The organism is Brevundimonas sp. GW821-FHT10A07, from assembly GCF_059415785.1.
Genome location: NZ_JBWKNX010000003.1, coordinates 118,876 through 138,709, shown reverse-complemented (window position 1 = coordinate 138,709; position 19,834 = coordinate 118,876). Strand labels below are relative to the sequence as shown.

18 protein-coding genes are annotated in these 19,834 nt (G+C 67.0%); 9 read left to right on the top strand and 9 right to left on the bottom strand.

Annotated elements, in window-relative coordinates; all coding sequences use genetic code 11:
* Positions 1-112: 112 nt before the first annotated feature.
* On the bottom strand, positions 113-2,902 hold the full coding sequence (locus AC07NC_RS03605) for a DNA methyltransferase (protein ID WP_494568613.1): 2,790 nt from the start codon (positions 2,900-2,902) through the stop codon (positions 113-115).
* 135 nt (positions 2,903-3,037) lie between these two features.
* On the opposite strand from AC07NC_RS03605, the gene AC07NC_RS03600 reads away from it, so the two are divergent.
* Positions 3,038-4,357: an amidohydrolase gene (locus AC07NC_RS03600; protein WP_494568612.1), complete on the top strand. Its 1,320-nt coding sequence runs from the start codon at positions 3,038-3,040 to the stop codon at positions 4,355-4,357.
* Between the two features lie 7 nt (positions 4,358-4,364).
* On the opposite strand, the gene AC07NC_RS03595 is transcribed toward AC07NC_RS03600, so the two are convergent.
* Entirely contained in the window at positions 4,365-5,660 is a 1,296-nt protein-coding gene (locus AC07NC_RS03595) for a dicarboxylate/amino acid:cation symporter (RefSeq protein WP_494568611.1), read from the bottom strand.
* 125 nt (positions 5,661-5,785) lie between these two features.
* Between AC07NC_RS03595 and AC07NC_RS03590 the strand changes: the two genes are divergently transcribed.
* The 6 genes from AC07NC_RS03590 to AC07NC_RS03565 all read left to right on the top strand — a co-directional run bounded on the left by AC07NC_RS03590 (position 5,786) and on the right by AC07NC_RS03565 (position 8,992).
* On the top strand, positions 5,786-5,986 hold the full coding sequence (locus tag AC07NC_RS03590; RefSeq protein WP_292149993.1) for a cysteine protease: 201 nt from the start codon (positions 5,786-5,788) through the stop codon (positions 5,984-5,986).
* A gap of 56 nt (positions 5,987-6,042) precedes the next feature.
* Positions 6,043-6,708 (top strand): glutathione S-transferase family protein, encoded by a 666-nt coding sequence (locus AC07NC_RS03585; protein WP_494568610.1) that lies wholly within the window; start codon positions 6,043-6,045, stop codon positions 6,706-6,708.
* Positions 6,709-6,761: 53 nt separating this feature from the next.
* Positions 6,762-6,962 carry a hypothetical protein gene (locus AC07NC_RS03580; RefSeq protein ID WP_008259424.1) on the top strand — a complete coding sequence of 67 codons (201 nt, stop codon included), beginning with the start codon at positions 6,762-6,764 and terminating at the stop codon, positions 6,960-6,962.
* 146 nt (positions 6,963-7,108) lie between these two features.
* Positions 7,109-7,582: a transcription elongation factor GreA gene (gene greA / locus AC07NC_RS03575; protein ID WP_008260399.1), complete on the top strand. Its 474-nt coding sequence runs from the start codon at positions 7,109-7,111 to the stop codon at positions 7,580-7,582.
* 4 nt (positions 7,583-7,586) lie between these two features.
* Entirely contained in the window at positions 7,587-8,009 is a 423-nt protein-coding gene (locus AC07NC_RS03570; RefSeq protein ID WP_494568609.1) for a VOC family protein, read from the top strand.
* Entirely contained in the window at positions 8,006-8,992 is a 987-nt protein-coding gene (locus AC07NC_RS03565; RefSeq protein WP_494568608.1) for a mitochondrial fission ELM1 family protein, read from the top strand. The genes AC07NC_RS03570 and AC07NC_RS03565 overlap by 4 nt, the downstream gene beginning before the upstream one ends.
* A gap of 153 nt (positions 8,993-9,145) precedes the next feature.
* Here AC07NC_RS03565 and AC07NC_RS03560 read toward each other — a convergent pair whose 3' ends face one another.
* The gene (locus AC07NC_RS03560; RefSeq protein ID WP_494568607.1) at positions 9,146-9,427 is read right to left on the bottom strand and encodes a glycine zipper domain-containing protein; all 282 of its coding nucleotides are present in this window, start codon (positions 9,425-9,427) and stop codon (positions 9,146-9,148) included.
* 70 nt (positions 9,428-9,497) lie between these two features.
* Between AC07NC_RS03560 and trxB the strand changes: the two genes are divergently transcribed.
* Entirely contained in the window at positions 9,498-10,505 is a 1,008-nt protein-coding gene (trxB, locus tag AC07NC_RS03555) for a thioredoxin-disulfide reductase (protein WP_494568606.1), read from the top strand.
* A 45-nt stretch (positions 10,506-10,550) separates the two neighbouring features.
* On the opposite strand, the gene AC07NC_RS03550 is transcribed toward trxB, so the two are convergent.
* The 4 genes from AC07NC_RS03550 to AC07NC_RS03535 all read right to left on the bottom strand — a co-directional run bounded on the left by AC07NC_RS03550 (position 10,551) and on the right by AC07NC_RS03535 (position 14,732).
* The gene (locus AC07NC_RS03550) at positions 10,551-10,958 is read right to left on the bottom strand and encodes a response regulator (protein WP_494568605.1); all 408 of its coding nucleotides are present in this window, start codon (positions 10,956-10,958) and stop codon (positions 10,551-10,553) included.
* A 69-nt stretch (positions 10,959-11,027) separates the two neighbouring features.
* Positions 11,028-13,004: a PAS domain-containing protein gene (locus tag AC07NC_RS03545; RefSeq protein ID WP_494568604.1), complete on the bottom strand. Its 1,977-nt coding sequence runs from the start codon at positions 13,002-13,004 to the stop codon at positions 11,028-11,030.
* A 49-nt stretch (positions 13,005-13,053) separates the two neighbouring features.
* A complete protein-coding gene (locus AC07NC_RS03540) occupies positions 13,054-14,151 on the bottom strand; it encodes a cell wall hydrolase (protein ID WP_494568603.1) in 1,098 nt (365 codons plus the stop codon).
* A gap of 101 nt (positions 14,152-14,252) precedes the next feature.
* The gene (locus AC07NC_RS03535) at positions 14,253-14,732 is read right to left on the bottom strand and encodes a Dps family protein (RefSeq protein ID WP_035310050.1); all 480 of its coding nucleotides are present in this window, start codon (positions 14,730-14,732) and stop codon (positions 14,253-14,255) included.
* 134 nt (positions 14,733-14,866) lie between these two features.
* Between AC07NC_RS03535 and AC07NC_RS03530 the strand changes: the two genes are divergently transcribed.
* On the top strand, positions 14,867-18,604 hold the full coding sequence (locus AC07NC_RS03530; protein WP_494568602.1) for a PAS domain S-box protein: 3,738 nt from the start codon (positions 14,867-14,869) through the stop codon (positions 18,602-18,604).
* A gap of 87 nt (positions 18,605-18,691) precedes the next feature.
* Here AC07NC_RS03530 and AC07NC_RS03525 read toward each other — a convergent pair whose 3' ends face one another.
* Positions 18,692-19,048 (bottom strand): DUF6481 family protein, encoded by a 357-nt coding sequence (locus tag AC07NC_RS03525; protein ID WP_008263506.1) that lies wholly within the window; start codon positions 19,046-19,048, stop codon positions 18,692-18,694.
* A 233-nt stretch (positions 19,049-19,281) separates the two neighbouring features.
* Positions 19,282-19,467: a hypothetical protein gene (locus AC07NC_RS03520; RefSeq protein ID WP_035310966.1), complete on the bottom strand. Its 186-nt coding sequence runs from the start codon at positions 19,465-19,467 to the stop codon at positions 19,282-19,284.
* Positions 19,468-19,834 lie beyond the last annotated feature (367 nt).

The following is a 19,834-nucleotide window of genomic DNA, read 5'->3' as shown; positions in this document are numbered from 1 at the left end:
GCGACGTCGTCGACCATCTCCTCGATGGTCATAGACCGGCCCTTGGCCCGCAGCCGCTCGACGATGGGCCACATGAACAGGTGATAGGCGGGAACATCGGCGATCGTGGCCATCAGGCGTCGGTCTTCTTGCGGCGTTTGGGCTTGTCGGGCTTGGCCAAGAGGCCGGCGGTCATCTTCTCGTACAGCATGAACAGGTGCTCGACCCGCTCACGGTCGCTCTCGAACGGCGCCTTGCGGTAGAGGCGGTCCACCGCAAGGTCGAGCGCGCGGTGCGCCTTCCTAAGATCGGAAGGCATGACGTCGGGATCGTAGAGATCGGCCAGTGTCGCGCCCGGGTAGGCGGCACGAGCGTCAAGCACCCCCTGAGCGAGGGTGTCGAGGCGCGTCTTGTCGGCCTCGGTCAGCGAGGGCCAAGGAAATGTATTATAAACGAGTCCGGGCGAATAGCTAAAGTCACTCTTCATCCTCCCACCAATATAAGACAGCCATGCTATATGCATCGCGCTAGTCATTTGACCGAACAAAGACAGTGTAGCATCTTGTATTATAAGCAACTTGTTACTTGGGATCGTCGGCGGCTCAAGCCATCCGATTGGCACATAGGCACGACGCTCTGAACTTACCTCGGCCATCGCTAGAAATGGCCGATCTGGGACGACCGTCACATGATAACTGGTTGGCGAAGCAGCCAACTGCCGCCCCAGCGGCCCGCCTTCCGTTTCCCGGTGACGGCGCACATCGGCGATGCGTTGCCGAACCCTTGGCAAGTTTCTTACTGTCTCAGCGCTGGCCCCCTCTGGATAGATGATCCAACGTTCGCCGCCATTGATATGTTCGCGCCCACCCACGAAGGGGCGGATAATCGCTGCCGCCTCAGGTTCTGCGGTCAAGAATGCGCGGTGCTCTTCGGCAGTCAGGATATAGTGGCCTCCGTCAACCGGTTTTGATCCGACGCAGATTGGTGGCTTGCCCTTCAGGGAGCGCCGCGCACGCTCGACGACCAAGTGCCGGTTACTCAGCGCCGATGCGTCGAAGAGGTACGGTGAAAGCGCGATATGACGAGTTTCGTGAGGGTCGCCGTTGACGTGGTCATAGTCGAAAAGTCTTTTTTCTCCAGGTTCGTCGTCGCGACGCGTCATACCAACAACGACGACGTGGACGTGTGCTTTTCCGCGCGCGTCTGATCCCCATGCGAAGGTTCGATGAGCGAAAGCAATCTCCAGATTCCAGCGCTGGAACAGCGTGGGCCAAAGCTGGGCTACTTGCTCACCTTGCGTAATCGAGTTTGTCGCGACGAAAGCGATGCGCGCTTTGGAGTGCTGTACGTATTCGCCCGCCTTTAGAAACCACGCTGCGACGTAGTCGAGCCTGCTACCTGATGCACCCAACCGCGCCATCAGCACCCCAGCTTGATCCTGTTGTGCTTGGCCACGCATCACAAACCCGATGAACGGCGGGTTGCCCAGCACATAGCTGCACTTCTCCGGCGGCAGAACGGTCGTCCAGTCCACCTCCAGCGCGTCGCCGTGGACGATGTGCGGCGCCGCCTTCAGCGGAATCCGGGCGAAGACCTGCCCAAACTCCTGGCTCAGGCGGTTGTTCATGATGTGGTCCATCATCCACATCGCCGTTTCAGCAATGCGGGCGGGGAATTCGTCGATCTCGATACCGTAGAATTGGTTCACGTCCACCTTGGACAGGGCGGCGGCCTCAAGGTCCAACTGACCCGAGGGGTAGAGGGCCTTCAGCACCTCGATCTCGAGCAGGCGCAGTTCGCGATAGGCGATGATCAGGAAGTTGCCGCAACCGCAGGCCGGGTCGAACAGGTTCAGACCGGCCAGCTTGTCCTGAAAGGCGCGCAGGGCGGCCTCGCGGCCGCGTTTCAGGTCCAGGATACGCGCCAGTTCGGCGCGAAGCTCGTCCAGGAACAGGGGCTCGATGACCTTCAGGATGTTCTTTTCGGTCGTGTAGTGCGCGCCCTTGGCGCGGCGCTCCTTGGCGTTCATCACCGACTGGAACAGGGCGCCGAAGATGGCCGGGCTGATCTTCTCCCAGAAGAAGGCGCAGGCCTCCAGCAGACGGTCGCGCATGGCGCGATTGAAGGCCGGAATGGGCAGGGGCTCGGCGAAGAGATCGCCGTTGATATAGGGGAAGCGGGCCAGATCCTCGTCGAGGCTCTTCTGGCGCCGTTCGACCGGAGTGTTCAGAACCTGAAACAGCTCCGACAGCTTTGAACCCAAATCCGATCCGTCCTCAGCCGTGCGGTCGGTGATATAGGTTTCCAGCAACCCCAGCTCATTGAAGATGCCCGTGTCATCGGCGAAGAGGCAGAAGAGCAACCGCACCAGAAGACGTTCGAGAGGATGGCCGTCATAGCCTGACGCCTTCAGGGCGTCGTGGAGCTTTCCCATCAGCTCTGCGGCGACGATGTTGACGGGGTCCTGGTCTTTGAAGACCCGTTTTTCGACCCCGACGATGAAACCAAACGCCTCAACATGCCTCGGCAGGTCACTTAGGGCGAAGCGGGTCTCTTCGCGCGTGTCGAGATCGGTCAGGTGGAAGGTCTGGAAGTCGCAGACGAGAATGTAGCGCGGGAGTTCGTAGTCCTTCAGGCCAGGGAAATAATCCAGCGCCTGCTGTCGCGCGCGGCTCAGGTCTCTTCCGCCGGACTTCTGTTCGACCAGCAGCTTTCCTTTCCAGAACAGGTCGATGAACCCCTGTTTGTCGCCCAGCTTTTTGACCGGTTCCTCGAAGGTCGCGACCTTGCGACGCTTGACCCCGAAGATTTCGAAAAACTCGTTGTAGAAGGTCTGCGTATCGCCCCGTTCATATCGGGCGTCGGCCCACTCGCGCGCGAAGACCGCTGCGTTTGCGCGAATAGTGTTCCAGCTCAATCGCATTCAGACCCCCGTCATCAGACCCCGCGACCTAAGCCCGCTTCGCCGTCTGATTGCAACGCGTGAACGGCTCAATCCACCGCCTTGCCGATCAGACGCCATCCTCTAAGGTGGCCCTGGGGAACAAGGGGATCACGGATGAAACGCGCGATATTGACGACGGCCGCTCTGGCTCTGGCCCTGGCGGCCGGGACGCCCGTCCTGGCGCAGGACGCCGGCCTGAAGGCGGCGGTGAAGGCGGATTATGACGCCAATCTCGCGACCCTGTTCGACTGGTTCCACCGCAATCCCGAACTGTCGGGGCAGGAGGTCCAGACCTCGGCGCGGCTGGCGCGCGAGCTGACGGCCCTGGGATATGAGGTCACGACCGGCGTCGGCGGCACGGGCGTGGTCGCGGTGCTGAAGAACGGCGACGGGCCCACCGTCATGATCCGCGCCGACATGGATGGTCTGCCGTTGCAGGAACGCTCGGGCCTGGCCAACGCCTCGACGGCGCGCCAGCTGGACGCCGACGGGGTCGAAAAGCCGGTCATGCACGCCTGCGGCCATGATGTGCACATCACCGCCCTGGTCGGCACCGCCCGCCAGATGGCGGCGCGCAAGGCCAACTGGTCCGGCACCCTGGTCCTGATCGGCCAGCCGGCGGAGGAGCGGATCTTCGGCGCCCGGGCCATGATGCAGGACGGCCTCTATAGCCGCTTCCCCAAGCCGGACTACGCCCTGGCCTTCCACGTCTCGGCCGACACCCCGACCGGCAAGATCGAGGCCCCGCTGGACATCACCTCGTCCAGTTCGGACAGCGTCGATATCGCGGTGCGCGGCGTGGGCACGCACGGCGCCTATCCGCACCTGGGGGTCGATCCGGTGCTGGTCGCGTCCCAGATCGTGGTCTCGCTCCAGACCCTGCGCAGCCGCGAGGTCAGTCCGCTGGAGGGGGCGGTGGTCACCGTCGGATCGATCCACGGGGGGATCAAGCACAACATCATTCCCGAACAGGTCGATCTGCAACTGACCGTCCGCGCCGACAGCCCCGAGGTTCGCACGACCCTGCTGGACGGCATCGACCGGGTGGCCCGCAACACGGCCCTGGCCCTGAACGTGCCCGAGGACCGCCTGCCCGTCGTCACCCGCTCGGCGACCGAGACCACGCCGGCGACCATCAACGATCGCGAGACCGCCCAGCGGGTGCGCGACATCTTCGCCTCGACCTTCGGCCCCGACGTGCTGCGCGACACGCCGCGCGGCGGCATGGGGGCCGAGGACTTCGCCTATTTCGTCCAGCCCGAGACCGGGGTGAAGGGCGTCTATTTCAGCGTCGGCGGCACGCCCGAGGCCGAGCTTGAGCAGGCCGCCGGCCACCATTCGCCCCTGTTCAAGATCACGCCGGAACCGGCCGTCACCCTGGGCGTCGAGGCCTCGGTCGCGGCGGCCGAGGGCCTGATGCCCCGCACGAACTAGAGGTCAATTAGGCGGCTTCGGCCGCCTCTTCCTCCCCGTCCTCTCCCGCCACGATCCGCGTCGCCGCCAGATCGCCGGTGACATTGCCGACAGTGCGGAAGATGTCGGGGATGACCTCAACCGCCAGCAACAGCGGCAGCACCCCCAGCGGCAGGCCCATGGCCAGACAGATGGGGCCGACGCTGGCGAAGAAGCTGACCTGGCCCGGCAAGCCGACCGAGGCGATGGACACCGCTATGGCCGTCAGCCCGCCTGCGATTAGCGCGGCCAGGCTCAGCTCCACCCCGTTCAGCTGGGCGACATACAGACAGACCGCCAGATTGGCGACCGGGCTGGTGATGCGGAACACCGCCACCGCCAGCGGCAGGACCAGGCCCGCCGAGGTCTGAGGCACGCCCAGCCAGTCGCGCGCCCGTTCGATCATCACCGGCAGGCTGGCCAGGGACGACTGGGTCGAGACCGCCACCACCTGGGCCGGGGCCACGGCGCGCGCGAACCGGCCCAGCGAAATCCGCCCCCAGACCGTCGCCACCACATAGATGATCAGGATCAGGCCGATCTGGCTCAGGCAGACGATGGCGACATAATGGGCCAGGGTGCCCGCCACGCCCAGCCCGGCTCTCAGGCCCACGCCCAGCGCCAGGGCGAACACCCCGAACGGCGCGGCCAGCAGCACCCAGTGGACGATCACCACCAGGGTCTCGGCCACCGCCTCGAAGAAGCCCGCCAGGGGCCGGCGCAGGTCGGCCTTGATCCGGGTCGCGGCGAAACCGAAGGCCAGGGCGAAGACCACCACGGCCAGGACCCCGTCGTCCGCCGCCGCCTTGATCAGATTGGCCGGCGCCAGACTGGCCAGGAAGGCGCGCAACCCGTCGGTCCGCGCCGCCTCGCCCACCGTCGCCAGCGAATCCGCCGGAACCCCGGCCAGCAGCGCCCGCCCCGCCTCCGGATCGATGGGCCACAGCGCCAGCAGCCCCAGGCCCGCCAGGATCGCATAGACCGTCGCCCCGACCAGCAGCAGGCCGAACACCGTCAACGACCGCACCGCGATCCGCCCCGTCGCCGCCGCGTCGGCGATCGAGACGATGCCCGTCACCAGCAGGCTGAACACCAGGGGGATGACCGTCATCCGCAACGCGTTCAACCACACCTGCCCCAGGCTCTCGACCACGCCCAGCGCGCCGGTCAGCCAGGGGGCGTCAGCCTCCTGCGCCAGGGCGCCGACGACGACCCCGGCGGCCAGGGCCGCGATGACGAAAAAGCTCAGCGAGGTGAAGAAGGCGGCGACGCGAGATCTGTTCATGACGCACGGCTAGCATCGCTTTCGCCGTCGCGCGCGCCAAACCTTCTGTGATCGGCCTTCAGTTCATGTCGTCGCAGGTCGAAACGCGCCGCCGGCCGAGGCGTTGAGCCGACGAAGGAGATTCCATGTCCCGTCTGCACAAACTCGTTCCCCTGCTCGGCGGCCTGCTGCTGTCCCGGAGCGGCCGCCGCGTCGCCGGGCGTCACGCCGGCAAGCTGGCCCTGGCCACCCTGGCCTATGAGGTCTGGCGCAGCCGACGCGAGGGCGCCCGCCCCAAGGTCCGCCCCGGCCCCCGTCCGCGCTGGAGCGGCCGCTCCCCGCGATAGGCCTCGACTTCCGGCCTCACGATGGGGATAGTCGAACCCGTTCGAACGGAGCCTCCATGATCAAAGTCCATCATCTGAACGACAGCCGTTCTCAGCGCGTGCTGTGGCTGCTGGAAGAACTGGGCCTGGACTATGAGGTGGTCCGTTACGAACGGGACGCGACCAGCCGGCTTGCGCCCCCGGAACTGCTGGCCATCCATCCGCTCGGCAAGTCGCCCGTGATCCAGGACGACGGCGTCACGGTCGCCGAGACCGGCGCCGTGGTCGAGTATCTGCTGGACACCTATGGCGAGGGCCGCCTGCGCCCGGCCGCCGGTTCCGAGGACGCCCGACGCTTCACCTATTGGCTCCACTACGCCGAGGGTTCCGCCATGCCGCCCCTGCTGCTGAAGCTGGTGTTCTCCATGCTGCCGCGGCGCGCGCCCGGCCTCGTCCGACCCTTGGTCAAGAGCATAGCCGCCAAGGCCCTGACCGGTTTCGTCGATCCGCAGCTGCGGGCCCACGTCGGCTTCTGGGAGGACGAACTGGGACGGTCGGAGTGGTTCGCAGGCGACCGGTTCACCGCCGCCGACATCATGATGAGCTTCCCGGTGGAGGCCGGCGCCGACCGGGCCTTCGACCCGGCGACCAAACCCCGACTGAGGGCCTTCCTCGACAAGATCCACGCCCGCCCGGCCTATCGCCGCGCACTGGAACGGGGCGGGGCCTACAGCTACGCCTGAGGCGAAGACACGGCTCGGACGCAACCCGGCGACGTCACGGGCGTTAAGAGCCCATGCAGTTTCGAACCATTCAGATCGTAGCGGGCCTGACGGCGGCGGTAGCCTTCGTTCTGGCCTTCATGGCCGCCGGCGCCGCCCTCGTGTCCGGCCTCTTCATGCTGGCCGGTCTCGCGGCGGTCGCCTGGCTGGCCTACAGCCTGATCAAGGGCGTCGTGCACCGCGACGACAAGTCCGAACCGCCGGCCCGCGCCTGACGCCTCCATCGATAACGGGGCTCGCTCTTGAAATCCTGAACGAGAAACCCTAATATTGATGCCCGGCCGCGCCCGCCCCGCGGCCTTTTGTGTGCCTACTCCGCGTCTTTCCAGTCTCCGGGCGAACCAGAAAAATCACGACACCAATGGAAAAAGTGCCGATGACGGCCGAGGGCTACCGTGTCCTCGACGATCAACTGAAGCAATTGAAGTCGGTCGAAAGGCCGAGCGTCATTGCGGCCATCTCTGAGGCCCGCGAGCATGGCGACCTGTCCGAAAACGCCGAATACCATGCCGCCAAGGAGCGTCAGGGCTGGATCGAAGGCCAGATCGCCGAGATCGAGGACAAGATCAGCCGCGCCCAGGTCATTGACGTGTCGAAACTGTCGGGCAGCCAGGTCAAATTCGGCGCCACGGTCACCGTGGTCGACGAGGACACCGAGGACGAGGCCCGGTACCAGATCGTCGGCGAACACGAAGCCGACGTGAAAAAGGGCAAGGTCTCGATCGCCTCGCCCATCGCGCGCGCCATGATCTCCAAGGAGGTCGGCGACGTGGTCGAGGTCAACACCCCCGGCGGCGTCAAGGCCTATGAGATCCTCAAGGTCGAGTGGAAGTAAGATCGTGACCGGCGCCGCAGAAACACGCCCGCCTCTGGTGTCGCATGTTTCTGTGGGCGTCTCCGATCTTGAGAAGGCGGGCGCCTTCTATGACGCCGCGCTCGGCGCGTTGGGGATCGGCAGGGTCATGGACCATGTCATGGGCATGGCCTATGGCCGCGCCTTTCCCGAATTCTGGGCCTCCATCCCCCATGATCGCCAGCCATGCTCCGCAGGCAATGGCGTGCATGTCTGTTTCGCCGCATCCGATCGGGACGCCGTTGATCGTTTCCACGCCCAGGGCCTGGCGGCGGGCGGCCGCGATGACGGCGCCCCCGGGTTCCGGCCCGACTACGCGCCGGGCTATTATGCCGCCTTCCTGCGCGACCCTGACGGAAACAAGCTCGAGGCCATGACATGGGTCAGGCCGGCGTCGATCGACGCGTGACCGCCCCCTCGTCTTCCCGCGCCCTGACCATCTGGGTCGTCTCGGACGGCCGCGCCGGGATCGAGAACCAGGCCCTGGGCCTCGCCGAGGCGGTGGAACGCCTGACCCCGGCCGAGATCGCCGTCAAACACATCCGCTGGCGCCCCCTGTTCGACCGCTTGCCGTCGGCCTTCAAGACCCCGGCCATGCTGGCGCCGACGTCCGACCCGCTGACGGCGCCCTGGCCCGATCTGTGGATCGCCACCGGCCGCGCCACCCTGCCGCTCTCGACCCGCGTCAAGACCTGGAGCCAGGGCCGCACCTTCGTGGTCCAGACCCAGGACCCGCGCTGGTCGAACGCCAGCTACGACATGATCGTCGCCCCCGCACACGACGGCCTGTCGGGCGACAATGTCTTCGAGATCACCGGCTCGCCCCACCGCATCACGCCCGCGCGGATCGCCCAGGCCGCGCCCGCCTTCGCGGACCGGATCGCCCCCCTGCCCCATCCCCGTGTCGCGGTGCTGATCGGCGGCAGATCCAAGGCCTTCGACCTCACCGAGGCCCATGCGGCGGACCTGGCCGACCAGATCGCGGACGCCGTCCGCGCATCCGGGGGATCGCTGATGCTGACCTTCTCGCGCCGCACGCCCGAGGCCGCCAGGGCCGTCATGACCGCGCGCCTGTCCGACCTGCCGGGCTGGATCTGGGACGGGGCCGGCGACAATCCCCTGTTCGGCTTCCTGCATTTCGCCGACCATATCCTGGTCACCGAGGACAGCGCCAATATGGCCGCCGAGGCCGCCTCGACCGGAAAGCCCGTCCACGTCCTGCCCATGATCCCGCTGAAGTCCGGCGACAAGTTCGCCCGGCTGCACGATGACCTGGCCGAACGCGGCGCCACCCGTCCGTTCAACGGGACACTGGACGGCTGGACCTACGACCCCCTGGCCGAAACCGAGCGCGCGGCGCGGGCTGTGCTGGAAGCGATGGGGACACGCTAAGCCCAACTACGTTCCGCTCATCCCGGCGAAAGCCGGGACCCAGAGCTTTGGGCGTTCAGATTAGGGCCGGGACTCACCGCTTTCGATCCAGCGAATCGCCGAGCGAAAGAACTGGGTCCCGGCTTTCGCCGGGATGAGCGGGATATGGGCTGGTCAGTCGCCCCCGCCTCCGCCGTCTCCGCCGCCGTCGGAACCCCCGTCATGGCCGTAATGATGCGTGTCCCCTCCGTCGAAAATCACTGGCCCGCCGCCGTCCGAACCCTCGCCCCTCTTCGACTTGGGTTTCGCGCTGAAGACCACGCCCAGTCCAGCGCCGATGGCGACCCCGACCCCGATCCCGAGAGCCAGATTGTCCAAGGCCAGGCCCAGCGCGACCCCGATCGCAATCCCCACGCCTATGCCGATCGGAAAGACAGCCGCCTTGTTGTCGCTCATCCCCGTCTCCCTTTGCACCCAAGGCGAGACTAGCATCGCGCAAACGGGAATCAGCGCCTAAATAGGCGTCATGACCCAAGCTCGTACCGTCCGCGTCGCCATCATCGGTTCCGGCCCCGCCGGCTGGACCGCCGCCATCTACGCCGCCCGCGCCTCGCTGAACCCCGTCGTCATCGCCGGAATCCAGCCCGGCGGCCAGTTGACCATCACCACCGACGTCGAGAACTATCCCGGCTTCGCCGAGACGATCCAGGGCCCCTGGCTGATGGAGCAGATGCAGGCTCAGGCCCTGCACGTCGGCACGGAAGTCATCCACGACATCGTCGTCTCCGCCGACCTGTCGCAACGTCCGTTCAAGCTGAAGCTGGACGGCGGCGAGGAGATCCTGGCCGAGACCGTCATCATCTCCACCGGCGCCCAGGCCAAATGGCTGGGTCTGGAGTCAGAGGCCGCCTACCAGGGCTTCGGCGTCTCCGCCTGCGCCACCTGCGACGGCTTCTTCTATCGCGGCAAGACCGTCGTGGTCGTCGGCGGCGGAAACACTGCTGTCGAAGAGGCGCTGTTCCTGACCAATTTCGCCTCCAAGGTCACGGTCGTCCACCGCCGCGACGAGTTCCGCGCCGAGAAGATCCTTCAGGACCGCCTGTTCGCCAATCCCAAGGTCGAGGTGATCTGGAACTCGGCGATCGAAGAAATCGTCGGCGTCGTGGACGGCATGGCCAAGAACGTCACCGGGGTCCGGCTTAAGAACGTCGAGGACGGCTCGACCCGGGACATCGCGGCGGACGGCGTCTTCATCGCCATCGGCCACGCCCCGTCGTCGGAACTGTTCAAAGGCCAGCTCGAGACCAACTCGGGCGGCTATCTGCGGGTCAAGCCGGGCACGGCGCAAACCGCCATCGAGGGCGTATGGGCAGCCGGCGACGTGACCGACGACGTCTATCGCCAGGCCGTCACGGCGGCGGGCATGGGCTGTATGGCCGCGCTGGAGGCCAGCCGCTTCCTGGCCGAAGAAGACCACGCCAAGGCTCACCATCCGATCAGCCACAAGGAAGCGGAAAAGATCGGGGTCTGGTGAACGCCTGCCTCCCGGCCGCCTGAAACCTCAGGGGCCGGGAGGACGTCAGGCGAACAGTTGCAGGCCCGGCGGCGCGTATTCCACCGGCTCGCCGTGTCTGCAGCGAAGGGCGTAGTCGATCGCCTTCTGGACGCATCGCTCGTCGGTCGGTTTCGACAGGACGCCCATGGCGCCGGCCACGCCGTCGCGCACCATGCCGGGATTGGCCGTCATGAACAGGACGGTCACGCCCATGTCCTGACCCAGTTCCCGACCCAGACTGATGCCGGTAGGTCCGTCGGACAGGTGGATATCGACGAGGGCCAGGTCCACATCGATCTCTCGCGCCATGTCGCGCGCGCCCTTCGCCGTCGCGGCCACGCCGACGACCTCATGACCCAGATCCTCCAGGACGAAGCGCAGTTCCATGGCGACCAGGGCTTCGTCTTCGATGATGAGGATACGCGCGGTCATGGATATTGAACTTGTGTGCGGGAACGAACACAACGCAGATGGAAGGGATCGGTTTCAGGCCAAGGCGATCTAATGCGCCTTTTCGGCCGCCCTGCGACGGGAAAGCGCCGTGGCCGGCAAATCCACCAGGATTCGAAGGCCTTCGGGACGCCAATCCCGAACCAGCCGCCCGCCCAGCTGGCCTTCGACGGACAGCGAGGCCAGGGACGATCCGAAGCCCGTTCGTGTCGGCGCCTCTGACACAGGGGGGCCGCCGGTTTCGATCCAGGTCAGGATGAACCGGTCCTCTTCCAGCCGCGTCGTCAGATCCACCCGCCCCCCGGTCCGGGACAGGGCCCCGTACTTGGCGGCGTTGGTCGCCAGTTCATGGAACAGCAGGGCCACCGACGTCGCCGCCTGATCGTCGAAGACCGCGTCGTCGCCCGCGAGATGGACCCGGGCTGCGCCTGCGTCATCGGCATAGGCCTGGAACAGGTCCGACAGGAAGGCGTGCAGCGTATTGGCGCCGACCGTCGGCTGCGACGTCTCGGTGTGCGGCCGCACGAACTCGTGGGCGCGCGCCAGGGCCGTGATTCGCGTCCGCAAGGAGGCGGCGAACGCCCGCGCCTCCGGGTACTGCCGCGCCGAAAGGGCCACCAGGGCCGTGATGACGGCGAAGATGTTCTTGATGCGGTGGCTCAACTCCTGGCTGATCAGTTCGCGGCCCTGCTCCAGCCGCTTCAGCTCATCGATGTCGGTGCAGGTGCCGAACCAGCGGCTGATTTCGCCGTCCGGGTTCCGCACGGCCGCCGCCCGCCCCAGGGTCCAGCGATAGACGCCGGAATGGTGTTTCAGCCGGTATTCGATCTCATAGGGCTCGCCGGTCGCCAGGCATCGCCTCCAGCGCTCCATCGCTCTGGGCTGGTCCTCGGGATGGAACATGTCGGTCCAGCCCTCGCCGTCGGTCGATCCGGCGGGCACGCCGGTGAACTCGTACCAGCGCGCATTGTAGTAATCGTGGAAGCCGTCCGGTCGCGTCGACCACACCATCTGCGGCATGGCGTCCGCCAGGACCCGAAACTGGGCCTCGCTGGCGCTGAGCCGCGCGGCGATGGCCTCCAGCTCGGCGTCCGCCTGTTTCCGGTCGGTGATATCCACGACGACGCCCGAAAACCGTACGGGCGCGCCGGTCGGATCGAAATAGACCTGGCCGCGGGCCACGATCCAGCGCACCTGGCCCTGGGCGTCGCGCACCCGGTACTCGCTATGGAAACGACCTTCCCCCGACATTGCGGCCTGAATCTCCGCCTGGACCCGCGCTTCGTCCTGGGGATCCACGGATCGGGTGAAGTCGGCGATCGGCGCGCCCGCGCGGGCCACGACGGGATCGACGCCGTACATGGCCGCAAACCGTTCGTCGGCGACGACCCGGTCCGCCACGATGTCCCAGTCCCATGCGCCGACATAGTTCGACGCCTGCAACGCCCGGCGGGTGGTGTCCTCGCTTTCCTCGCGCTGGCGCAGGACGCGGCGCAGCTCCAGCTGGGACATGACCTGGTCGGCCAGGGTCTGCAGCGCCATCTGCTGCAGATCGGTCAGTCCCTCGGGACGCGCCTTGGTGTCGAGCACGCACAGGGCGCCCAGCGGCACGCCGTCCTGCGTCTTCAACAGCCGCCCGGCGTAGAAACGCAAATGGGGTTCGCCCGTCACCAGGGGATTGGCGGCGAAGCGCGGGTCCAGGGACGCGTCGCGCACCACCATTCCGTCCGCCTGCAACAGCGTATGGGCGCAGAAGGAGGTGGCCAGAGGCGTCTCTCGCACGCCCAGCCCTGCCTCGGCCTTGAACCACTGGCGGTCTGCATCGATCAGATTGACCACGGCGATGGGCGCCTCGCAGATCCGCGCGATCAGGGCGACGATGTCGTCGAAGGCGGCCTCCCGGTCGGTGTCCAGGACCCCGTAGTCCCGAAGGATCGCCAGGCGCTTGGACTCGTCCCACCGCGAACTGTCTTTATCGGCGTGGGTCAAGCAGGCGTCCTCGCTGGGCCGGTCGTTCCGGTCGATCATGTGAATGCTCTGCCCACGCGAAGCGTTGCAATGCGCGGGTCGGCTCGTATCAGGACGCCGGTCGGCCGATTTCCTCGACCGGCATGTCCGCCACGCCTTCGGGCGCGACCGCGACGGCTGCAGCGGGCTGTTCCAGCGTGCGCAGCCGGGCGTTTATGGCGACGACTTCCTCCTGGGTCGGCAGGCGACGGCCGCCCAGACTGACCACGCCGACGACGCGTTGCTGGCCGTTGATCTCGACGGTCTTGATCGGCGCATCCCCGCCTGGCGCCGCCACAGTGTCGGGATCGGCGCCGCCGGTCGCCTGACCGGGCTGGACGCCCGGCCGCGGCCGCGAGAACCGCGCCTCGTCGATCACCGGCTCATGGCCCTTGTAGACGGTGCGGAAGGCGGCGGTTTCGCCGTACAGGCCCTTCCAGCGATAGAAGACATGCACGCCGATCTTGTTGACCCGGGCCACCGACGGCGACCACCAGGGGTTCACATAGTCGGCGTGGTAATGGGTGGCGGTCCCGACCTGCTGGGCGACCGCGCCGTTCAGCGCCTTCTCCGCCACCTTGCGCGCCCGCTCCCAGGCCCAGGCGACCGGCGCCTGGGACAGGGATCCATCGCAGGTGAAGCTGAACTGACAGCCCGTGGTCCGCTCGGCGCCCTCGAACACAACGCCGCAAATGGTGTTGGCGTAGTTGGGATCGCGCACCCGGTTCAGCACCACCTGGGCCACGCCGGCCTGACCGGCGTCCGGCTCCAGCGCCGCTTCGAAATAGACGGCCTGGGTCAGGCATCGCAGGGCGCGGCGCCGATCCTCGGCGCTGCCCTTGAAGACGAAGGACCGGGCGGGCCGCAGGGCGCCGGTCGCCAGCATCGCCCCGTCGGTGGAATAGGCCGCCGGCTGCAGCAGGCTCGGGTCATGACGCTGGGCCAGGGCCAGTTGCGAAGGCGTCAGACGCCCCTTCACGGCGTCCAGGCCGTGAGCGCTCATGTCCCCGCCGGTGATCCGGGCCACGGCCTCGGCCGTGCGGTCGGCGTCGGGACGCACGCTGGACCCGGCGGCCATGGCGACGCCCAGCACCGCGCCGGCCGCAGGCAAGGCCGCCGCCGAGCGCTTCAGCGCCGTCCAGATCATCTTCCAGTGGGCCAGTGTCATTCAAATCCAGAAAGGAGACGACGCTCCGGGAGCCGGAGCGTCGTCGTCGTCAGCCCTATGCGCGGACTTCGGGGCCGTTTTCGGGCGCCCGCAGACCGATGTTATCGGCCGCCGAGCGTGGAGCGCAGCATCCAGGCGAACTTTTCGTGCGAGCCCAGGCGCTGGGTCAGCAGATCGACGGTCACGTCGTCTCCATCGCCGTCCGCCACGTCCAGAGCCGCCCTCATGGTGGCGATCAGGGTCTCGTGGTCGCGCATCAGCTCGCGCAGCATCTCGGGCGCGTCCTTTTCCGGGTCGCCGTCGCGGATGCTGGTCAGGTTGGCGAAGGTGCCATAGCCCTGAGGCGCGAACTCGCCCAGCGCCCGGATACGTTCGGCGATGTCGTCCAGCGCCTCCCACTGATCGCGATACTGCTGCTCCAGCAGATTGTGCAGGGCGAAGAACTCCGGCCCCCGCACGTTCCAGTGATAGCCGTGGGTCTTCAGATAGACGGCGTAGGCGTCGGCGAGAACGCGTGTCAGCTGTTGGGCGACGTCGCCACGCTCGGTCTGGGACAGGCCGGTGTCGATCGTGTCAGTCATGTTGCGCTCCGTGGGTTGATTGACTTTACGCCGGAACGGGTCCGGTCGAATATGGCTGTCAGGAACGCGAAGCGCGAGCGAGCGTTGCATGAACAAGCGTCACTTTAGAACGACGCGTCGGGAGCGGGCGAAGCATGGACCCAGCTGTGGTCTTCAGGCGACTTCGGGACGCCGACGGAGGTCTGCTGGCGCTCGCGCGGCTCAAGCCGGGTTCGGTCTGGACCCGGATTTTCATCGGACTGATCGGGGCCGGCGCCGCCCTGTTGCTGCGCGCAGCCGGAGCAGCCTTCTACGGCGAAATCACCGGCTTCATGATCCTTCTGCCCGGCGTCATCCTGGCGGCCCTGGCGGGGGGCCGGCTTTCGGGCGCCACGGCGCTGGCGGCATGCCTGATCGGGGGCTGGTCCTTGGTGATCGTCAGCAGCGGCTCGAAGCCGGGGATGCCCCCCGGTCTCAGCGTCGTGGCGACCTTCAACTTCATCGTGGTCGGCCTGTTCTGCGCCTGGATGGGCGCCTGCCTGCGCGGCGCGCTGGCGCAGCTGGACGCGGTCGTCTCGGCGCTGTCCCTGTCCAACGCGCGCATCGACGAGACCGAAGGACGGTTGCAGATCGTCAGCGAACTGGCCCCCGTCATGCTCTGGATGACCGACGAGACCGGCCGCGTCATCCATCTGAACAACGACCAGCGCCTGTTCTGGGGCGGACTGGACGATCCCAGCGATTTCGACGCAGACGCCTTCCTTCACCCGGACGACCGGGACCATGTGCTGTCCGTCTGCCGTCAGGCTGATCGGGACCATGTCGCCTATGTCGTCGAGGGGCGTCACCGTCGCCACGACGGCGAATGGCGCGTCCTGCGCAGCGAAGCCCGGCCCCGCCTGAACGCCGACGGCCGCTTCATGGGCATGATCGGGGTCAACATCGACGTCACCGAGGCCCGCGCCGCCGAGGCCGCCCTGCGCGACAGCGAAACCCGGTTCCGTCTCCTGGCGGACACGGCCCCTTCGCCCATCTGGCTGACGGATGTCGATGGGGCGGTCGAGTTCGCCAATATCGCCCTGACCGACTTCTACGGCGGCACGGCCGCCTCCCTGAGCGGCCACGGCTGGAAACAGACCATCCATCCCGATGATCAGCCGCAGGTCGAGGCCGCCCAGGCCGGCGCCCGACCTGATCTTCGCCCCTATGGGTTCGAGGCTCGGTTCCGGCGTCACGACGGGGCGTGGCGCTGGATGCGCGTCGCCGTGGAGCCGCGCTTTGACAAGGCCGGGGTCTTTCTCGGCTACGCCGGCATCTCCTTCGACACCACCGAGAACCGGGAGGCGCTCGAAACCGCCGCCCGCGCGGAACGGCAGCAGGCTTTCCTGCTGGCCCTCAGCGACCGGCTGCGCGACCTGTCCGACCCGGGTCTCATCATGAGCGAGGTCGAGGCGTCGATCGGACGTCTGATCGCAGCCGACCGCGTCGGCTATGGCGAGATCGATCCGGACACCGGCCTCATCTCAGTGACCGGCCAGTGGGCCGCCGACGACGGGGCCGTTCGGGACAGGATCAGCCTTGACGCCTTTGGCGAGGGCCTGATCGCCGACCTGGCCCAGGGCCGCACCGTCCGGATCGACGACGTGTACGAGGATCCGCGCACCGCCGTCGTCGCGAGCGCGTTCGACGCCATCGAGACTCGCGCCCTGATCCGCGCGCCCCTGATCCGCGCAGGCCGTCTGCGCGCCTTCCTGTTCGCCCACGCCTCTGGTCCCCGTCGATGGACCGAGGCCGAGGCGCGCCTTCTGGAGGAAGTCGCCGCCCGCACCTGGACCGAGGTCGAGCGCGCCCGCGCCGAGACCCAGACCCGCGAGAGCGAGGAACGGTTCCGGGCCATCGCCGATACGGCGCCGGTGCTGATCTGGGTCACGGATCAGGATCGCCAGCGCTCCTTCGTCAACCAGGCCTATGTCGACTTCTTCGGCGCCGACTATGAATCGGCGCGGGCCGCAGACTGGCGTTCGTCCCTCCATCCCGACGACGTCGCCCGCATCGTCCAGGAATCGGCCGACGGCGAGGCGACCGGCCAGCCCTTTTCCATGGAGGCCCGCTATCGTCGCCATGACGGCGAATGGCGCTGGCTCAAGTCCTTTTCGCGTCCCCGCCTGACGGGACAGGCGGTGGTCGGTTTCGTCGGCGTCGCCTTCGACGTCACCGACATGCGCGAGGCCCAGGCGCGGCTGACTGAATCGGAAGTCCGCTTCCGCACCGTCGCCGACAGCGCCCCGGCCCTGATCTGGATGACGGACGCCACGCCATCGATCATCTTCGGCAACAAACGCTATCGCATCTTCTGCGGCATCCGCTCCAATCGGCAGTTGGCCGACGCCTGGCGGCGCCTGATCCATCCCGACGACGAGACGGTGTTCGACGCCGCCTTCGCCCGCGCCTTCCAGGCCCGCGACCGGTTCGAGGCGCTCAGCCGGGTCAATCATCCCACCCTGGGCCTGCGATGGATCCGCACCGAGGGCGTGCCGCGCTTCGACGCCTCGGGCGTCTTCCAGGGCTATGTCGGCGCCAGCCTGGACGTCACCGACGCCAAACGGGCAGAGGACGACCTGAAACGCATCAATGAGCTGCTCGAGGACCGGGTGGCCGAGGCCCTGACGGAAAAGGCCGCCGCCGAGGCCCACCTGATGCATGCCCAGCGGATGGAGGCCGTGGGCCGGCTGACCGGAGGCGTGGCCCACGACTTCAACAATCTGCTGACGGTCGTCATCGGGGCCCTGGACATCATCCTGCGCTCGGACGACCCGGCCAAGAAGAAGAAGCTGGGCGAGGCCGCCCTGGCCGCCGCTCGGCGCGGCGAGAGCCTGACCCACCAGTTGCTGGCCTTCTCGCGCCGCCAGGCCCTGCGCCCAGAAGCCATCGACCTGAACGGCCTGATCCGCGAGGGCGAGCCCCTGCTGCGTCGCGCCGTCGGCGAGGCGGTCGACTTCAAGGTCAAGCTGAAGCGCGGGGGCGTCCGCGCGAACGTGGACCCGGCCCAGTTCGAGGCCGCCCTGCTGAATCTGATCGTCAACGCCCGCGACGCCCTGGGCGACGTCACCGGCGGCCCTATGCGCGACGGCGCCCCAATGGGCGCGCCCCCGGCCGCGCAGGTCCGCGAGGGAGCGAGGATCACCGTCCAGACGATGACCTGTTCGGTCGAACCCGGTCAGGTCGCCGAACTGGCGCCCGGCGACTATGTCTGCGTGTCGGTGTCGGACAACGGATCCGGCATGCCGGCCGAGGTCATCGACCGCGTCTTCGAACCCTTCTTCACGACCAAGCCCGTCGGCAAGGGCACGGGACTGGGGCTCAGCCAGGTCTATGGCTTCGCACGCCAGTCGGGCGGCGGGGTCCATATCGCCTCCACGGTCGGGCGCGGGTCCGAAATCCGTCTCTATCTGCCGCCCCTCCAGCCCCAGGAGACCGCGGCTCCCGCCCCCGTTCCCATCAGCGCGGACGTCGCCTTCGCCAAGGGCGGCCGCATGCTTCTGGTCGAGGACGACGCCAGCGTGGCGGCCGTGGCTCTGGATCTTCTGGAGAGTTTCGGTCTCGAAGTGGTGCTGGCCGAAAGCGGTCCCGACGCGCTCAAGGCGCTACAGGCGGCGCGCTTCGACATCATGCTGACCGACATCGTCATGCCGGGCGGCATGAGCGGCGTCGATCTGGCCCGGCAGGCGGCCCGAGACTGGCCGGACATGCGCATCGCCCTGACCTCGGGCTATGTCGGCGACGATGTGGACCAGGTGCTGGCCGACACCCCCTGGCCCTTCCTGCGCAAACCCTATTCGACGGAACAGTTGCGCAGCATCATCGACGGCCGCGCCAGCCTTCCTGCCGAATAGTTCCGTCCGCCCAATAGGGTGGCCAAAGAAAAACGCGCCGCAGAAACCCGCGACGCGTCGATCCTTCAGTGCAGGGCCTTGAGCGACTTAGCGACGCGCCTTGCGGGCGGCGTAGCGGGCGTCGCGCTTGGCCTTCTGCTCTTCCTTGGTCAGTTGCTTGCGCGCCTTGCGGTCGGCGCGCTTCTCGGCCTCGAGAGCTTCCTGGGCTTCGAGATCGGCGGCCATGCGGGCGGCGTCCTTCTCGGCCTTTTCACGGCGCTGCTCGGCCTTGGCCAGCTCGTGCTGCTGGCGCAGGGCCTCCTTTTCGGCGGCGCGCTTTTCAGCCAGGCGTTCGAATTCAGGGTCGGGGGCGGCGGCCTTCGGCTTGAATTTGGCGAGCAGGGCCTTTTTGGCCTCCTGCTGGGCGGTAATGCGGTCGGAAAATCCGGTCTTCAGATCTTTCATGCGAAAGCGTCAGGGTTCCTTGTGAACAGCCAGGGGCGGCTATCGGGGATCAGGCGGCGACGAAAAAAACGCACGGCCAGAAGCGGGCCGCACAAAGCCGATACGCGCGCCAAAAGCAAGGTTCACCGCAGCGAAATCGGACGGACGCACGATTTGACACGCATATGCCGCGCATCGCCCGTCCAGTGATGCAGATAGGTCGCGCCCCTGCCGAAACAAGGGCGTGACGCGTTCTAGTTGGGTTTCTGGGCCTGGCCGACGACGGCCCCGGCGGCGCCGCCGACAGCCGCGCCGACCGGTCCGCCGACGACAGCGCCGGCCACCGCGCCGCTCGCCGCCTTCTGTTCGATCGTGGTTCCGCAGGCGGCCAGGGCCAGGGTCGCGGCGGCGACAGCCGCCATCACAAGGGGTCTCGACATGGGGCTTCTCTCCAAAGGTCACGCTTCAACGCGACCGCAACGCACAGGTTCCCTCCCTGGCGTCAAGTCGCGAATACGGCCCATGATCGCAAAATGAACAGAACCCGGCAGGCGTTTTAGCTGATATCGCAGGCTGTCACATTTGCGAATGAAGACCTACTGCAATACAATACAGTATTCGTCGTCACGACTGTCACATTCCGGCCCGGATTGTCATTCCCCCCGTGCGATACAGTGAAAATACCTAATCGTTTCTACGCCTTAACCGCAGGCTTGCGAATCAGCCACATTCAGGTCACAAACTTCGCTATATAGGCCCGTCCTCGACGCCGGGCAGCATGAGCCGTGCGTTGACCGCAGTTGGAAC

Bases quoted from the DNA above. Each gene is read 5' to 3' on its own strand.
- AC07NC_RS03605 (WP_494568613.1), bottom strand. From the start codon at position 2,902: ATGCGATTGAGCTGGAACACTATTCGCGCAAACGCAGCGGTCTTCGCG.
- AC07NC_RS03600 (WP_494568612.1), top strand. From the start codon at position 3,038: ATGAAACGCGCGATATTGACGACGGCCGCTCTGGCTCTGGCCCTGGCG.
- AC07NC_RS03595 (WP_494568611.1), bottom strand. From the start codon at position 5,660: ATGAACAGATCTCGCGTCGCCGCCTTCTTCACCTCGCTGAGCTTTTTC.
- AC07NC_RS03590 (WP_292149993.1), top strand. From the start codon at position 5,786: ATGTCCCGTCTGCACAAACTCGTTCCCCTGCTCGGCGGCCTGCTGCTG.
- AC07NC_RS03585 (WP_494568610.1), top strand. From the start codon at position 6,043: ATGATCAAAGTCCATCATCTGAACGACAGCCGTTCTCAGCGCGTGCTG.
- AC07NC_RS03580 (WP_008259424.1), top strand. From the start codon at position 6,762: ATGCAGTTTCGAACCATTCAGATCGTAGCGGGCCTGACGGCGGCGGTA.
- greA (WP_008260399.1), top strand. From the start codon at position 7,109: ATGGAAAAAGTGCCGATGACGGCCGAGGGCTACCGTGTCCTCGACGAT.
- AC07NC_RS03560 (WP_494568607.1), bottom strand. From the start codon at position 9,427: ATGAGCGACAACAAGGCGGCTGTCTTTCCGATCGGCATAGGCGTGGGG.
- trxB (WP_494568606.1), top strand. From the start codon at position 9,498: ATGACCCAAGCTCGTACCGTCCGCGTCGCCATCATCGGTTCCGGCCCC.
- AC07NC_RS03550 (WP_494568605.1), bottom strand. From the start codon at position 10,958: ATGACCGCGCGTATCCTCATCATCGAAGACGAAGCCCTGGTCGCCATG.
- AC07NC_RS03545 (WP_494568604.1), bottom strand. From the start codon at position 13,004: ATGATCGACCGGAACGACCGGCCCAGCGAGGACGCCTGCTTGACCCAC.
- AC07NC_RS03540 (WP_494568603.1), bottom strand. From the start codon at position 14,151: ATGACACTGGCCCACTGGAAGATGATCTGGACGGCGCTGAAGCGCTCG.
- AC07NC_RS03535 (WP_035310050.1), bottom strand. From the start codon at position 14,732: ATGACTGACACGATCGACACCGGCCTGTCCCAGACCGAGCGTGGCGAC.
- AC07NC_RS03530 (WP_494568602.1), top strand. From the start codon at position 14,867: ATGGACCCAGCTGTGGTCTTCAGGCGACTTCGGGACGCCGACGGAGGT.
- AC07NC_RS03525 (WP_008263506.1), bottom strand. From the start codon at position 19,048: ATGAAAGATCTGAAGACCGGATTTTCCGACCGCATTACCGCCCAGCAG.
- AC07NC_RS03520 (WP_035310966.1), bottom strand. From the start codon at position 19,467: ATGTCGAGACCCCTTGTGATGGCGGCTGTCGCCGCCGCGACCCTGGCC.